The organism is Mesorhizobium sp. WSM4814 (genome assembly GCF_055811595.1).
Window position 1 is genome coordinate 115,017 of sequence record NZ_JBVVQT010000003.1, and the last position, 15,479, is coordinate 130,495.

Sequence of the window (15,479 nt, forward strand, 5' to 3'; positions counted from 1 at the left end):
GCGCGCTCAAAGGGGCCAGCTAATCGGCTTCGGGGCGTCAACACTCAAGAGGCGCAGCTGAACGGCCGCCTCGACAGGGAGAACTTCATGCTGAAAAACATGCTGAAGGCGACGGTGTTCGCCACAACCATGGCTTTGGCCGCCGGCACGTTCTACACGCCAGCCTTCGCCGAGGTCGTCTACAACCGCGGCACCGCCGCCGAATCGGAGTCGCTCGACCCGCACAAGACCTCGACAATATACGAAGCCGCTGTATTGCGTGACCTGTTCCAGGGGCTGGTCATGCAAGACCAGAAGGCGAACGTCATTCCGGGCGCCGCCGAAAGCTGGACTGTATCGGACGACGGCACCGTCTACACCTTCAAGCTGCGCAAGGACGGTGTCTGGTCGGATGGTAGCCCGGTCACGGCAGATGACTTCGTCTACGCGTTTCATCGGCTGGAAGATCCGGCCACCGGCGCCGAATATGCTTCGATGCTCTATCCCGTGAAGAACGCCGAGGAGGTGAACACCAAGAAGGCGAAGCCGGAGGAGATGGGCGTCAAGGCAATCGACGCAAATACCCTGGAAGTGACGCTGAAGGCGCCCACGCCCTATTTCCTTGAAATGCTGACCCACCAGGCGACTTATCCGGTCAGCAAGGCGTCCATTGACAAGCTCGGCGCCGATTGGATCAAGCCGGGCAATCTGGTCTCCAACGGCCCCTTTACCCTGACGGAGTGGGTTCCCAACGACCACATCAAACTGGTCAAGAATCCGAAATTCTGGGATGCTGCGAGCGTCAAGCTCGACGTCGTCAACTACATCCCGACCGAAGATCGTTCGTCGGCGATAAAGCGCTTCGAGGCCGGCGAACTCGACAGCTACGACGACCTCCCGACCGAGCAGCTCGCCGATCTCAAGGCCAAGTTTGGCGATCAGATTCGCGTTGGACCTTACCTCGGCACCTACTATTTTTCGATCAAGACCGACAAGGCTCCGTGGGACAACGTCGAACTGCGCAATGCCATCTCCATGGCAGTCGACCGCGATTTCCTTGCCGAAAAGGTCTGGCAGAACTCAATGCTGCCCGGCTATTCGATGGTGCCTCCGGGCATTGAGGGCTATACGCCGGCAATGGCCAAATACGCGGACATGTCGCAGATCGACCGCGAGGATGAGGCCAAGAAGGTACTCGAGAAGCTTGGCTATACGCCCGAGAAACCGCTGAAGATGGAAATCCGCTACAACACGTCGGAAAACCACAAGAACACTGCAGTCGCCATCCAGGAGCAGTTGAAGCCGCTCGGCGTCGAAATCACGCTGCTCAACACCGACACCAAGACCCACTACTCCTTCCTTGAGCAGAAGGGCGACTACGACGTGGCGCGTGCCGGCTGGATTGCGGATTACAAGGATCCGGAAACCTTCCTCGGCATCTCCCGCAAGGCAAGCGGCAACAACTATTCGAGCTACAACAGCCCGGAATTCGAGAAGGCCATGGACGAGGCGGCCGCCGCGGGCGGCAAGCCTGAAGAGCGGATGAAAGAACTCGCCGAGGCCGAGCGCATCCTCGTCGATGACGTCGGCAACATCCCGCTTCTCTACTATAGTTACAAGGATATCGTTTCTCCGAAGGTTCATGGCTTCGAGGACAACGTCATGGATGTGCATCCGTCCCGCTTCATCTCCAAGGACTGATCTCCTTGGCCGGACTGCCGCTCCTTTACAGCGCCGCGCGTCCTTTGGGGCGCGCACAGGGCGCTGTAACGCCTTGATTTTGCACGTGATCCTCTCCGGACCTTCGGCTCGGGTCATGCGTTAGGGGCGGCGGTCCCGGTTTGCTAGCAAAGCGGGGAACCGATGCTGCGTTACGTATTCCGGCGGCTTCTGACCGCCATTCCGACGCTGTTGGTCATCGTGACCATGGCGTTCTTCCTGATACGCGTTGCGCCTGGCGGCCCGTTCAATCAGGAGCGGGGCCTGAGCCCCGAGATCAAGGCCAATCTCGAAGCGCAGTTCGGTCTCAACGACCCGCTCTGGCTGCAATATGTCCACTATCTCGGCAATCTGCTGCGCGGCAATTTCGGTCCGAGCTACAACATGCCGGATTTCACTGTCGGCGAATTGTTTGCCAGGGGCCTGCCCGTTTCGATCCAGATCGGCGCCTCGGCCCTGATCCTGGCGCTGCTGCTCGGCGGCCTCCTCGGCACCATTGCCGCGCTCAACCAGAACAAGCTTGCCGACTATTCGGTGATCGCTCTGGCGACCGCCGGCAGCACCATTCCGACCTTCGTCATCGCTCCGGTTATCCAGCTTCTGTTCGGTCTGACCTGGAAACTGCTGCCGATCGGCGGCTGGGGCGATGGCGCCCTGCTCAACAAGATCGGCCCTGTGCTGACCCTCGCCTTGCCGCAGATCGCCATCGTCGCCCGCCTGATGCGCGGCTCGATGATCGAATCGTTGCGCTCGCACCACATTCGCACCGCACGCGCCCTCGGCCTGTCGGACTGGTCGGTGGTCGTCAAGCATGCGCTGCGTGGCGCCATATTGCCGATCGTCTCCTTCACCGGCCCGGCGGCGGCGGCACTGCTGACCGGCTCGATCATCGTCGAGACGATCTTTTCCATTCCCGGCATCGGCCGCTATTTCGTCGAGGCCGCGCTCAACCGTGACTACACGCTGGTCATGGGCACCGTGGTGGTCATCGCGCTGTTCACCATCGTCTTCAACTTGATCGTCGACGTCATGTATGCCTTCGTCGATCCGAGGGTGCGCTATGACTGACATCGCAGCCACCGCTCCGGCCATCGTCGGCCGTTCCCTGTGGGGCGATGCCTGGGCGCGCCTCAAGGCCAACCGCGCCGCCATGTTCAGCCTGTATTATCTTGCCTTCATCGCGATCCTCAGCGTGTTCGGACCCTCTTTGGTGCCGCATCGATACACCACCATCTACGCCGACTATGTGCGCATGCCGCCGAGCTTGTCGGCCTATCCGAAGCCCGACAAGATAGAAACCGCGCTCAACGAGGCGATCAAGCGCATGCGTGTCGACATCAAGCAGTGGCGGCAGGAAGACAATCGCATCTTCGTCACCGTCACATCGCGCAAGCCGATCGACGACCGCAATGTCCGCTACCTCGATCGTTCCGATGCCTTCGACGACACCAAGATAGAGAGCAAATCGGCTGACGGCCTTGAAGCGGTGATGAGCGCTTCAGTCAGGCAGCAGTATTTCCTGTTCGGCACCGACAATACCGGCCGCGATCTCCTGTCGCGGACGCTGATGGCCGGGCGCATCTCCCTGGCCATCGGCCTGCTCGCCGGGGTCGTTGCGGGCGTCATCGGCGTGCTCTACGGCGCTGCGGCCGGCCTTGCCGGCGGCAGGATAGACGAGGTGATGATGCGCATTGTCGATGTGCTCTATTCGCTGCCGTTCATTTTCTTCGTCATTATGCTGGTGGTGTTCTTCGGCCGGAACTTCGTGCTGATGTTCCTGGCGGTCGGCGCCGTGCTGTGGCTCGACATGGCGCGCATCGTGCGCGGACAGGCGCTGTCGATCCGGCGGCAGGAATATGTCCAGGCGGCGGAGGCGATGGGCATAGGCCAGCGCGGCATTCTGATCCGCCACGTCATTCCCAACCTGCTTGGCCCGGTGGTCATCTATATGACGCTGCTGGTGCCGCAAGTCATCATCCTGGAGAGTTTCCTGTCGTTCCTCGGGCTCGGCGTGCAGGAACCGATGACCAGCTGGGGCGTGCTGATCTCGACTGGCGCCAAGAACATCGGCACCGCCAACTGGCTGCTTTTGTTCCCAGCATTTTTCCTTGTCTCGACGCTGTTCGCACTGAATTTCGTCGGCGACGGCCTGCGCGACGCGCTCGACCCGAGGGATCGTTGAGATGGACACCTCCGAAACCATCCTCAGCGTCAAGGACCTTCGCGTCCGCTTCCGCACGCTTGACGGTGTGGTCGAGGCGGTCAAGGGCATCAACATCCACGTCAATGCAGGCGAAACCGTTGCCGTGGTCGGCGAATCCGGTTCCGGCAAAAGCCAGACGATGATGGCGGCGATGAGCCTGCTGGCCTCGAACGGCGAGGCGACGGGCGTCGTCGACTATCGCGGCCGCAACCTTTTGGCCCTGCACAAGTCCGAGCTCAACCAAGTCCGCGGCCGCAAGATCAGCATGATCTTCCAGGAGCCGATGACCTCGCTCGATCCGCTCTATTCGATCGGCAACCAGCTGATCGAACCGATCCGCCGGCATCGTGGGCTTGGCGCGGCGCAAGCACGCGAAGAGGCGCTCAAGCTCTTGCGGCTGGTCCATATTCCCGATCCCGAGCGGCGGATGAAATCCTATCCGCACGAATTGTCGGGTGGCCAGCGACAGCGGGTCATGATCGCCATGGCGCTGGCCAACGATCCCGACATACTGATCGCAGACGAACCGACGACCGCGCTCGACGTGACCATCCAGGCGCAGATCCTCATGCTGCTCGCCGAACTTCAGCGCAAGCTTGGCATGGCGATCGTCTTCATCACCCACGATCTCGGCATTGTCCGGCGCTTTGCCGACCGGGTCTATGTCATGCGCTACGGCGAAGTCGTCGAGGAGGGCGAGGCGGAAGCGATCTTCGTCAATCCGCAGCATGCCTATACCAAGATGCTGTTGGCCGCCGAGCCGACCGGAACCAAGGCGCCGCCACCGCCAAATGCGCCCGTCCTGCTCGAAGGCAGGAATGTCGAGGTGACCTTCAAGATCGGCGGCGGGTTTCTTGCCGGAGAGCCGCTGATCCTGCGCGCAGTCGATCACATTTCGATCCGGCTCAAACGCAACCAGACCATCGGCATCGTCGGCGAATCCGGTTCAGGAAAATCGACGCTCGGCCGAGCCCTGCTGCGGCTCCTGCCAAGCGATGGGCTCATCCGCTTTGGCGATCGCGATATTTCTGCCGCCGACCGCCAGGCCATGCGGCCGCTGCGGCGCGAATTGCAGCTGGTCTTTCAGGACCCGTTCGGTTCGCTGTCGCCGCGCATGACCGTCGGCCAGGTCATCACCGAAGGGCTTCTGGTGCATGAGCCGACCCTGTCGGGCAGGCAACGCGACCTCCGCGCCGTCGAGGCCTTGCGTGAGGTCGGGCTCGACCCGAATGCGCGCAATCGCTACCCGCACGAATTCTCCGGCGGCCAGCGCCAGCGCATCGCCATCGCGCGGGCGATGATCCTCAAGCCCAAGGTGGTCGTCCTCGACGAGCCCACGTCGGCGCTCGATCGCTCCGTCCAGAAGCAGATCGTCGAATTGCTGCGCAAGCTGCAGGCCGACCATGAACTGTCTTACCTGTTCATCAGCCACGATCTCGCCGTCGTGCGTGCCATGGCCGACTACATCATCGTCATGAAGCAGGGCAAGATCGTCGAGGAAGGGCCGACCGAGGCGATCTTCAGCAATCCGCAGGCATCCTACACGCAGACACTGATGGCCGCGGCCATCGACGTCACACGGTTTCGCTTGAGTGCATAGCGCGACCGGTCAGCAGCGGATGGTCGTTGAAAGGTCCGGAGGCGAATAGACCGTCGTCTGCAGCCACGGCTGCTATGGCTTCGATCTCGATCATCGCCTCGGGCGTTTAGAGCGCTATCATCTCGACGATCGTCTCCGCCGACAGGGCTTGAAAAACTGCTTCCGGCGGAGTTCAGCGACCTCCTTGAACTTGCTCATGTCCTGCGCTGGATTCAACATAACGCCCGAAGTTGTCCAGGATCGCCTGCCAGCCGTCACGCTGCATGTCGATGGAGTTCTGCGTCTCGGCATCGAATATGGTCGTCACCTTCGTACCGTTGCCTGCAGCTTCGAAGGTCGTACGCGCCTTGCGCCCGTCGCTCATGGCGAATGCGATCGCCTTGTACGGCTCGACCTCTTCGTACACTGCCTCGAAATCGAAGCCGAAGCTGCCGTCCTTGGCTTCCATGCGCGCCTTGTAGCCGCCGCCCACCTTTAGGTCGGCTTCCGCGCTTGGGCAGCACCAGTCGTCGGAAGCGAAGTTCCACTGTGTGATATCGCCGGGCGTCGTGTAGGCCTCCCAGACGCGTTCGATCGGCGCGGCGATCGTGGTGGCAATGGTGATCTGCTGGTTGGTCATTTTGGTTTCCTTGTTGTCGCAGCCGGATGAGATCACGCAGACGGTTTATTGCGTGATTTCGGGCTCGACGAGGTGAGCAAGCTTGCGCAGCGACTCTTGCCAACCGAGATAACATGCCTCGACCGGGATCAGATCGGGCACGTTCTCCTGAACCACCGTCATCTCCGTTCCGACTGAAACGGCCGTCAACGTGACGGTCACTTTCATCTCGCCCGGAAGGTTCGGATCATCGAACACGTCGCTGTAGACGAGCGTCTCGCCGGGGACGAGTTTCAGATAGGTGCCGCCGAAGGAATGGCTTTGCCCGGTCGTGAAGTTTCGAAACGACATTCTGTGCTTGCCGCCTTCCGTCGCCTCAAGCTCATGCACAGTACAGGTAAAACCGAAGGGCGGGAGCCAACTCGCGACCGCGTCAGGTTCCAGAAATGCGCGGTAGACCTTTTCGGGTTTGGTGGCGAGAACCCGGTGCAGTTTAACTGTGTTGGGCATGATCATCTCCATTCGTTGAGTTCACCAGGGCGTCGTTGCTTTGGATCGGGTTAGCCTGCTGCTGCGGCTTCCAGCGCCGCGATATCGATTTTCTTCATCGTCATCATCGCCTCCATCGCGCGCTTGGCCTTGGCGCGGTCGGGACTGGTCGTCAGTTCCATCAGCCGCTTCGGCGTGATCTGCCAGGAGAAGCCCCACCGGTCCTTGCACCATCCGCAGGCGCTCTCGCTGCCGCCGTTTCCAACGATCGCCTTCCAGTAGCGGTCGGTCTCTTCCTGATCTTCGGTCAGCACCATCAGGCTGACGGATTCGTTCGCCTTGAAATTCGGGCCGCCGTTCAGGCCTATAAAAGACTGGCCGAGCACTGTGAACTCGACCGTCAGTTCATTGCCTTCCTTGCCGCCGGGATAGTCCGACGCGGCCGCATTCAGCCGATCCACATGGCTGTCGGGAAAGGTGGCGGCATAGAACTCTGCCGCCTTGCGTGCTTCGCCGTGGTCGAACCACAGGCAGGTCACGAGTTTCGTCATATCTAATCTCCTCGGTTCTTGGGGGTATTTGTTCGCGCCGCGACTGCCAGATCTCAGTCGAACCGGCCCTTGGGCGCCTCGCCAGCCAGAACGGGACCGATGAACACCATTATAAGGTCGGCCTTGATCACATCGTCCGCAGATGTGTCCGATGATCTAAGCTCTCTCACGGTTTTTTCACCTGGTCTCGTTGCTTCCTGTCCAAAGGACGAACAAGTGGTGCGCCTCCCGACAGCCAACCTGTTATTTTTTTGCCACGCGGCAAGGCCCACCTAACCCGAGTCGATCCATCCAACCGCCGGCTGGTAAGAGCGGGTCGGCGTAGGGCCGGGCCGTTTGCTTCAGCACCGGTTGTCCATATCACGAGGCGTTCGTGGAGAAGGCGCTTGAGATCCTCGGCGCGTTGATGCCCGCCGTTTTCGCGGAAACAAGCAACAACCTAAAGCGCGCCGCATGAGGCCGGTCAAACGCGACGCGCTTTAGTCGCCCGCCGTCGTCGAAGGTGCTGGTGCACGCTGATCGGATGCATCGCCTTCCCGAACAGGCCGGTTCACGGCAAGCACCGACAATTCATGCCGGCGCCCATCTCGCGCGGTCCACATGATCGACTGTCCGGCCGAGAGGCCGATCAGGGCCGTGCCGATCGGCGTAAGGATTGAAACCTTGCCTTCGGAGATGTCCGCATCGCCAGGAAAAACCAGCGTCACCGTTTTCGCATCACCGGTATCGGGCTTGAACGTCACCGTCGAACCCATCTGGACGGCGCCCGCGGAGATCAAACCATCGGAAACGATGCGCGCTCGCTCGAGTTCGGCGAGCAGGTCATCGGAAGCCTGCGGATTTCGTGCGGCCACGGTGCTCGCAAGCGCCGATAAACGCGCATGGTCCGATTTCGAGATGCGGATGGTCGGCTTGCGCCGCGCCTTGATGTTATCTTGCATTTTCGAATACTCGTATTCTCAGTTGAGCGGGCTGCCTCAAGCATGGTTTAACTGGCCAATTCGAGGCAGATCTTGCTCAAAACCGATGCCCCAGAGCCGGTGCTGGCCTGCCTACGTTCGATGTCGATTTTTAGTGGTTGCCCCGCGGCCCGGGGCATATGGCAGCCGAGCCGGGGGTTACGATCCCGCGATGGGGCAAACCCGGAAAAGAAAATCGCGACGGATCTTTTTTGTGGCGTTCATATAACCGTAGTTGGTGCCGAGATCGGGGAAGTCAAGACGACCCTGTAGCAAGGCGCGGTGATGCCAAGCGGGAACAATTCGACAGCCGGTGAGTTTCCACGATGAAGGGCGATCTGTTTCGGAGGAAACTGCGATGAAACGCGTCCTTGCCCAAAACGTTGTACGGCTGATGCTGGGCGGCGTAACCGCCGGCTTGCTCACGGTCGTCGAGATTCCCAGCCCGGTGGCGCCATTGTCGCTTGTGTCCGAGGCGAGGGCTGCCACCGACGTTTCCGTTTCGATCAGCACATTTTACGATGAACTGTCTTCCCATGGTGACTGGGTTTCGTACCGGGGAGCGACCGTTTTCGTCCCGGTTGATGTACCTGACGATTGGCGTCCGTATACCATTGGACATTGGGTCTATACCGAGCAGTATGGCTGGCTCTGGGTGTCCGACGAGCCGTTCGGGTGGGCGACCTACCATTACGGCCGCTGGGGCTATGCCGACGACATCGGCTGGTACTGGGTTCCCGGCACTCGTTGGGCGCCAGCATGGGTGAGTTGGCGGCGCGAAAGGGAGCACGTCATCTGGGCTCCGCTGCCGCCGCGCCGTGATCCCGATTTGATTTCAATCGAGGTGACCATCGACACCACGCCGGATTTTTACTGGGTCGTGGTCCCCACCCGCGAATTCCTTGCTGACGACATTTCTGTCGTCGTTATCCGTGATGAGCCGGAGTTTGTGCGCATTGTCGAGGCGGCCGAGCCGGCCGGCGACGTGACCATCCAGAACAACGTGGTGATCAACAAAGTCATTGATGTTGATGTGATCGAGAAGGAGACGGACGAGCAGGTGACAGTCGTCGAGGTCAGCGAGACCGAGACGCCCGAGCAGGCCGGCAAAGTGGAAAACAATACGGTCACGGTCTTTGAAGGTGAAGTGAAAGCCGATCCCGAGGCCAAACCAGCTGAGCTCAAAGACATCGAGGAGGTGAAGCAGGTTCAGGCAGGCCGGAAATCGAAGCCGACCGAAGGCGCAGCAACGACCGAACAGGCGCCGGATGACGAGGTCAAGCCGGAAGAGACCGCCAAGCCTGAGAAACCGACCGAGGAACAACCGGCCGCCGAGCAGGAGCAGGCCGAGCCGGAAGAGACGGGCAAGCCTGAGAAGCCGACGGCTGAGGAACAACCAGCCGCCGAGCAGGAGCAGGCCGAACCAGAAAAGGCGGCCAAGCCTGAGAAGCCGAAGGCCAAGGAGCAGCCCGCCGCCGAGCAGGAGCAGGCCGAGCCCGAACAGGCGGCCAAGCCTGAGAAGCCGAAGGCTGAGGAGCAGCCCGCCGCCGAGCAGCAGCAGGCCGAGCCGGAACAGGCCGAGCCCAAACCACAGCAGCAAGAAAACAAGGCGTGCGATCCGCAGACTGGGGCGAACTGCTAAATGTGCGGGTACAGACTACGGGCACCGCGATCGTTCCATCGCGGTGCCCGCTGTGAGCCGAGCCTTCATTGGTCGCGGTGATTTCTGGGGTCGTTGTGATTTCTGGCAATCTCGCCACCCGCCGTAAGCCATTTTGCATCGAACCAGCGGTCCGCTGGCCCGTCATAGGGCAGACGCGTGATATCCCAATGGCTGACGAAGCGCGCGTAGGCGTCCCACACTGGTGGACCGCCGCCGATGAAGACGACGCGGCCGACGAAGCGCTGGAGTGTGGCCTCGGGATCCATGCTGGAGCGAACGACGACAAGGTCCCGATCCGCGCGCGCAAAATCCGGAACGCTCGCGATCGTCTTGGGACCGGCGAGCAAGACGTGTCCTCTGGTCAGGTCGAAAAATCGTGCAACGTCGGCGACGAACTCCGGCGACCGGTTGCCTTCCCAGGGAAGGCCGCCGTTGAGGCCGAGCTGCCCCGCTTGGCCAATGGCACAGACGACTCTAACGACAGTCTTCTTCATGCGTACTCCACCGGTAGCCGGTCTGATCGCATTCGCAACGCTTGCACGTCATGCTGCGCCACGCACTTTGGTAAGATGACCCAACCCGCTGCCTTACTCCGCTGCGGCTGGCTGGTCCACCGCCTCGTTGAGGAGGTGGTTTTGAGTGTCGTCGGTCGGACTATGGAACTCCTTCTCAAAAGTCCATCCCGGCACTGAAACAAACGAAACACTTCGAGTTCGGCGCGGAAAAACCCCTGAAACAGCGATGGTTTAAATCCAACGGCACCGCTGCACCCCGCGGCGCCAATCAATGGAGTATTGCGATGTCGAGAATGCGAACAGCTTACCGCTCATTTCGGAATTACCGGATTCACCGCATGGCGGAACGGACCCTTGCGGCAATGGACGATGGCCTCCTGAAGGACATCGGGATCAGTCGGTCCGAGATTGGCTTGGTGGTCCGCGGCTTGCAGCGTGGCCAAGAAGACAAGGCGGGCTGAGTCCATCGCCACCTTCTGGCGGCGTCCGCCGCCAATGCCCCATCTGGCGGCCTCCGCCGCCAATGCCCATGAGACGGGCGATCCGCGTTGCCAGGCCAAGGCGGCAGCGCTCAGGAATAGAGGTAACCCATGCCGCGGATCGTCCTGATCACCTCCGGCTTGGAGGGATCGGCCTCGATTTTCTTGCGCAGGCGCGAAACGCGAATGTCGATGCTGCGATCGAAGGGATCCCATCCGCGGTCATGGGCGAGTTCGAGCAGTTGATCGCGGTTGAGTACGCGTCCGCGATGTTCGCTGAATACTTTCAGAAGCCGGAATTCCATCGGGGTGATCGCTATTTCGACCCCGTCGGCGTTGTATAATTTGTGTGCGTCCGGGTCGAAGCGGCACTTGCCGAACTGGACCTGGTGAGGGCCCGAAGTACTCGCTTTCCCCGCAGCGCGTTCGCTCGCCGATGTTCGGCGCAGCACCGCCTTGACCCGCGCCAGCAGCTCCCGCAGGTCGACGGGCTTGGCGACATAGTCGTCGGCGCCAATCTCCAATCCGACAACGCGGTCGACGATTTCCGCCGATCCGGTCAGCATGATAATGGCGACGTCTGAGTGCTCTCGTAGATATCGCGCCAGGGAGAGGCCATCCTCACCTGGCATTCGGATATCCAATATGACCACATCGACGTGCTGGCTCTCAATAAGTTCACGCAGGGCAGGCCCCGCGTTGGCGGGCGTCACGGCATAGCCATGGTGCTCCAGATATTCCGCTACCGTGTAGCGGATATCCGGTTCGTCATCGCAGACCACTACATGTGCGTGCGTCGTCAAAATCGACCACCGAGCAACCAGCCTAATGGATAAGCTGCCTCTAAAGTGACGTGCAAATCAACGGGTCTGTCAAGCATTGTTGTTGACCAGATTTGAGACAAACGAACGGAGCTCGTTCGGTTTGATCGGTTTCTCAAGGTAGGGCCGTTTCGCGGCGCGCAGGAACATCTGCGCGTCCGGACTGATCGTGTCCCCTGTCAGGAAGGCTAACCTGTCGAGTTCGGCCGGATGGAGCTTGGCAATCTGGTTGAACAATCCCCGTCCGTCCATATCAGGCATTTTCAGATCGCTCAGGATCACCGCGAAAGTGCGGTTCTTGAGGTGCAGCAGCGCTTCTTCGCCGGATTTGGCAATGGTGACGTTGAAACCATCTCGCCTGAGCACCTCAGCAACCAGCTCACCCACTTCCTCTTCGTCGTCCACCACCAGACAGGCAATGCCGGTCGAATTCGGGAGCTCGTCTTCGGCCGTTTCGGTTCCTTCGTCGAGACGGTCCGAAGCAGGCAGCGAAAGTATGAAGGTCGAGCCACCCCCCTCGGGGGATTCGACCTCGATGGTTCCTCCATGGGATTGAACGATCCGATGACAAAAGGACAGCCCGATCCCAGTCCCTGCCCCAATCTCCTTGGTCGTGAAGAACGGCTCGAAAATGCGGGGACGTATCTCTTTGGGAATTCCCGGACCCGTGTCGGCAACGCTGACGACTATGTTGCCGGTTGTGGGATGAAGCCGCGTTGAAACCGTGATTGTCCGTCGTGCTTCCCAGCCGTGCAACGCCTGTTCTGCATTGACAAGCAAGTTGATCAGCACCTGGCCAAGCTGATCGGGATCCGCCCAGATCAGGGGAAGACCAGGTTCAAGATGAACTGAAAGCCCGATGTCCGACGATCGAATCGAATAGCTCGCCACTTCGACCGCTTCGGAAATGATGTCATCGATCGCAACGTTTGAGGTTCGCGTCGGCTGCTGTCTGGCCATAGCCAGGAATGTCTTGACGATCCTGGCGCAGCGTTCGGCTGCCTTGCTTATCTTGTCGGCGCGTTCCACGACCTTGGCGTCGGCAGCGGTCTCCTTCAACAGCGATGACAGGCCAAGCACCACCGAGAGCGGATTGTTGAGCTCATGCGCCACCCCGGCCAGCAATCCACCGAGCGCCGACATTTTTTCGTTCTGGTGCAGCGTCTCGCGCTGCCGCTCCAATTCCTGCTGCATGTCGATACGGTCGGTGAGATCGTAGGCGTGGGAAACGATCACCTTCTCACCGTGGTAATCGATCAGTCGAGACGAAATCGAGCACCAGCAGGTACCACCGTCCTTGCGTTTGAGCTGGGTTTCGAAATCGTCGACCAACCCCGTCGCGAGCAGCCGCTCGACGTATCGCCTCCGCTCTGAAGGATCGACATAATAGTCGACGGCGCTGGTGACGTCGCCGAGCAGATCAACGGTGGCGGGGCTGCGGTAAAGCAGCTTCCCGTCATGCGCGCGGGTCATCTGGATGTTGACGGGGCAGGCTTCGAGGACTTTACGGACCAGTTCATCCGCTTCCTTGGCGGCCTCCTCGGCCCGCTTGCGCTCTGTAATGTCGACACGGGTGACCACGAACCCGCCTTCGCGGGTCGGACAGTTCGAGACGAAAAACCACCGCCCGTCCGTATGACGGAATTCCTGTTGCCGGAATTCGCGGCGGTCCCTTGCCCTCTCGGCAAGCCAGTCGTCGATCTTGTCGCGTGGAACCGGAAACTGGTTGCGCTCTGCGGTCACGCGGAGGAAATCGAACCAGTTCACCCCGGGAACGAGCACATCCGCGCTTATCGCGTGCATCTGGCGGTACCTGCTGTTGGCCAGCACCAGGCAATCGTTCCTGTCGTAGAGGGCAAACCCTTCGGCCAGAGATTCGATCGCGTCGATCAGCCGCTCGTTGGCCTTGCGCGTTTCTTGCTGGGCGGTGATCATGTCGGTGATATCAGTCGTGTTCGACACTATCACCTGCCTTCCCTGGAAATCGATCAGGCGAGCGGAAATCGAAGCCCAGAAGGCCTTGTTCTCGGTGTCGTACTGCTGGACCCGAAAATCATCGATCCTGCCCTTTTCGATCAGGGTGCGCTCCAATATCGCGCTATGGTCTGGATCGACATACTGGTCGGTTATCCGAGGACGGTCGGCGTAGAGATCTCTGGTAGCAGGATTGCGGTAGAGCGTTTCTCCCTCGAACGTGGTCATGCGTATCGGCGAAGGGCAGGCATCGAGCACCTTTTGCAGCAGTGTCGTGGCGTCGCGCTCGAAAGCCTCGGCCTTCTTGCGCTCGCTGATGTCAGTGCGCGTTACGACGAAGCCGCCAAGATCGGTGGGATGTATCGATACCGAGTGCCATTTGCCGTCGGAGAGGGGGACCTCGAAATGGGAGTGGAACTCGATCCGGCTTTGGAGCCGCTCGTCGAGCCACTCATCCTCGCGCCCAACCGCATTGCGGTACACGCCGCGCCTGGCGGATTCGCGAAGGAGTTCGTTCCATTCCACGCCCGGTTCGACGAGATCCCGAACCGGGCGGTTCAGCTCGCGGTAAAGGCTGTTGCACATGACCAGGCGGTGGTCTTCGTCGTACAGCGCGAATCCCTCGGAGAGTGATTCAACGGCGTCCGCGAGCATCTCCCGCGCCGCGGCGACTTCGCCGTCACGCTTCTTCTGCTTGGTCACATCGGCGATGCCGGCGAGAACCACTCGCCGGCCCTGGAATTCGACGATCCTGAGATTGCCCGTGGCCCAGAACTCCTGGCCGTCGGGTCTTTTGAGGAGCACCTCGCAATTTTCGACGACGCCTTTTTGCATGAGCTCGCGATTGATTTCCCGGTGTTTCTCGGGGTCGACAAAGTAATCGCCGAGCCGCACCGTCTCGCGTTGCGCCTTTTTGCTCCATCCAAGCAGCCGTTCGGCAGCATTGCTCTGGTAGATGAGTTCCCCCGAACTTGCATCGTTCATCCATACCGGCAACGGATGATGCTTGATCAGGAAACCGAACAGATCCTCGCGCTGCTTGCGTTCCGTGATGTCCAATACGCCGATGATGAGCGAGGGGCGCCCGCCATAGACGCCGCGACGGCAGTTGGTCGAACACCAGACGGCCGATCCGCTTGTGTTTCTGAGCTGGATTTCGTGATCCCGGACAATCTCGCTGTTGCTGGCGAGAGAACTGATTTCATCGAATTCGCCAGAATTCACGAAATGATCCGTCAGGAACTGCGGCTCGTTCGGCGTCCATTTTCGGCCAAGCAGGTTCGACGCATCGAGGCTTTCGTAAAGGATCTGCCTGCTTCCCGCGTCCACCACCCAAACCGGCAGCGGGTGACTGTCCGTGATGCAGCGGAATATCTCGGCGTTCTCCTGGTGCGCGATCTGCGCTCGCTTCATCTCGGTAATGTCGACGCTTACCAGGGCCATGCCGCCATCCGGCCGAGGATGTGCGGTGAGCAACTTCCACCGGCCATCCAATGTCTCGGCTTCAACTGGAGCGTCGTCGATTTGTGTCCATCGCGCCGCGGCGCTTTCAACAAATGCGTTGCCCGGCTCGATAGGGCGGCCGTCGAAACTCTTTAGACGTGCGAGGGCTTCGGCGACTGCGGCAATGGCGTCCGTCGGCTGCATCTCGCCGCGGTCGAGCCGCCGGCTTCCAAATATCTGCGGATTGCTGTCGACGAGAACATGGTTGGCGTCAAAAAGGGCATAGCCTGTGTGTGTGGATGGCACCGGATTATCAGGCCGCATGGTCGTTCCCTTTGTTCGCGTGATCCCGCGAGGCGGATAATAGCCCCTCTTTGTTTCAGCACGCGTTCGGGCGACGCGTGATTTGTTTCAACTATTTCGGCGCGTGGGAGACATCGCCGGCGCTGACGTGTCGCCTGTCATCCCCGTGGGGCGCGCGCTGAA

General features: G+C 60.4%; 13 protein-coding genes. 6 read left to right on the forward strand and 7 right to left on the reverse strand.

From position 1 onward, the window contains the following. The first annotated feature begins 87 nt into the window (after window positions 1–87). The 4 genes from AC0L2V_RS06945 (at window position 88) to AC0L2V_RS06960 (ending at window position 5,501) form a co-directional block, all read left to right on the forward strand. Window positions 88–1,680 carry a peptide ABC transporter substrate-binding protein gene (locus tag AC0L2V_RS06945; protein ID WP_473519745.1) on the forward strand — a complete coding sequence of 531 codons (1,593 nt, stop codon included), beginning with the start codon at window positions 88–90 and terminating at the stop codon, window positions 1,678–1,680. Between the two features lie 162 nt (window positions 1,681–1,842). Further along, on the forward strand, window positions 1,843–2,766 hold the full coding sequence (locus AC0L2V_RS06950) for an ABC transporter permease subunit (protein WP_023799733.1): 924 nt from the start codon (window positions 1,843–1,845) through the stop codon (window positions 2,764–2,766). Further along, complete coding sequence (locus tag AC0L2V_RS06955) at window positions 2,759–3,880, forward strand: ABC transporter permease (protein WP_473519746.1); 1,122 nt, start codon at window positions 2,759–2,761, stop codon at window positions 3,878–3,880. The genes AC0L2V_RS06950 and AC0L2V_RS06955 overlap by 8 nt, the downstream gene beginning before the upstream one ends. 1 nt (window position 3,881) lies before the next feature. Then, window positions 3,882–5,501: an ABC transporter ATP-binding protein gene (locus tag AC0L2V_RS06960; RefSeq protein WP_287244921.1), complete on the forward strand. Its 1,620-nt coding sequence runs from the start codon at window positions 3,882–3,884 to the stop codon at window positions 5,499–5,501. Between the two features lie 172 nt (window positions 5,502–5,673). Here AC0L2V_RS06960 and AC0L2V_RS06965 read toward each other — a convergent pair whose 3' ends face one another. The 4 genes from AC0L2V_RS06965 to rnk form a co-directional block, all read right to left on the reverse strand. Continuing rightward, complete coding sequence (locus AC0L2V_RS06965; protein ID WP_091590742.1) at window positions 5,674–6,120, reverse strand: SRPBCC family protein; 447 nt, start codon at window positions 6,118–6,120, stop codon at window positions 5,674–5,676. A 45-nt stretch (window positions 6,121–6,165) separates the two neighbouring features. Beyond that, window positions 6,166–6,609: an SRPBCC family protein gene (locus AC0L2V_RS06970; protein ID WP_091590744.1), complete on the reverse strand. Its 444-nt coding sequence runs from the start codon at window positions 6,607–6,609 to the stop codon at window positions 6,166–6,168. Between the two features lie 50 nt (window positions 6,610–6,659). Then, window positions 6,660–7,139: a VOC family protein gene (locus AC0L2V_RS06975; protein ID WP_091589871.1), complete on the reverse strand. Its 480-nt coding sequence runs from the start codon at window positions 7,137–7,139 to the stop codon at window positions 6,660–6,662. Window positions 7,140–7,618: 479 nt separating this feature from the next. Then, window positions 7,619–8,080, reverse strand: a complete 462-nt coding sequence (rnk, locus tag AC0L2V_RS06980; protein WP_473519747.1) for a nucleoside diphosphate kinase regulator — start codon at window positions 8,078–8,080, stop codon at window positions 7,619–7,621. A 376-nt stretch (window positions 8,081–8,456) separates the two neighbouring features. On the opposite strand from rnk, the gene AC0L2V_RS06985 reads away from it, so the two are divergent. Continuing rightward, window positions 8,457–9,740 (forward strand): DUF6600 domain-containing protein, encoded by a 1,284-nt coding sequence (locus AC0L2V_RS06985; protein ID WP_473519748.1) that lies wholly within the window; start codon window positions 8,457–8,459, stop codon window positions 9,738–9,740. A gap of 65 nt (window positions 9,741–9,805) precedes the next feature. On the opposite strand, the gene AC0L2V_RS06990 is transcribed toward AC0L2V_RS06985, so the two are convergent. Further along, on the reverse strand, window positions 9,806–10,255 hold the full coding sequence (locus AC0L2V_RS06990) for a dihydrofolate reductase (protein ID WP_023799722.1): 450 nt from the start codon (window positions 10,253–10,255) through the stop codon (window positions 9,806–9,808). Between the two features lie 359 nt (window positions 10,256–10,614). Between AC0L2V_RS06990 and AC0L2V_RS06995 the strand changes: the two genes are divergently transcribed. Then, window positions 10,615–10,737 (forward strand): YjiS-like domain-containing protein, encoded by a 123-nt coding sequence (locus tag AC0L2V_RS06995; RefSeq protein WP_236473087.1) that lies wholly within the window; start codon window positions 10,615–10,617, stop codon window positions 10,735–10,737. Window positions 10,738–10,847: 110 nt separating this feature from the next. On the opposite strand, the gene AC0L2V_RS07000 is transcribed toward AC0L2V_RS06995, so the two are convergent. Then, window positions 10,848–11,558: a response regulator gene (locus AC0L2V_RS07000; RefSeq protein ID WP_287217395.1), complete on the reverse strand. Its 711-nt coding sequence runs from the start codon at window positions 11,556–11,558 to the stop codon at window positions 10,848–10,850. A gap of 69 nt (window positions 11,559–11,627) precedes the next feature. Beyond that, window positions 11,628–15,299 carry a PAS-domain containing protein gene (locus tag AC0L2V_RS07005; RefSeq protein WP_473519750.1) on the reverse strand — a complete coding sequence of 1,224 codons (3,672 nt, stop codon included), beginning with the start codon at window positions 15,297–15,299 and terminating at the stop codon, window positions 11,628–11,630. Between the last annotated feature and the right edge of the window lie 180 nt (window positions 15,300–15,479).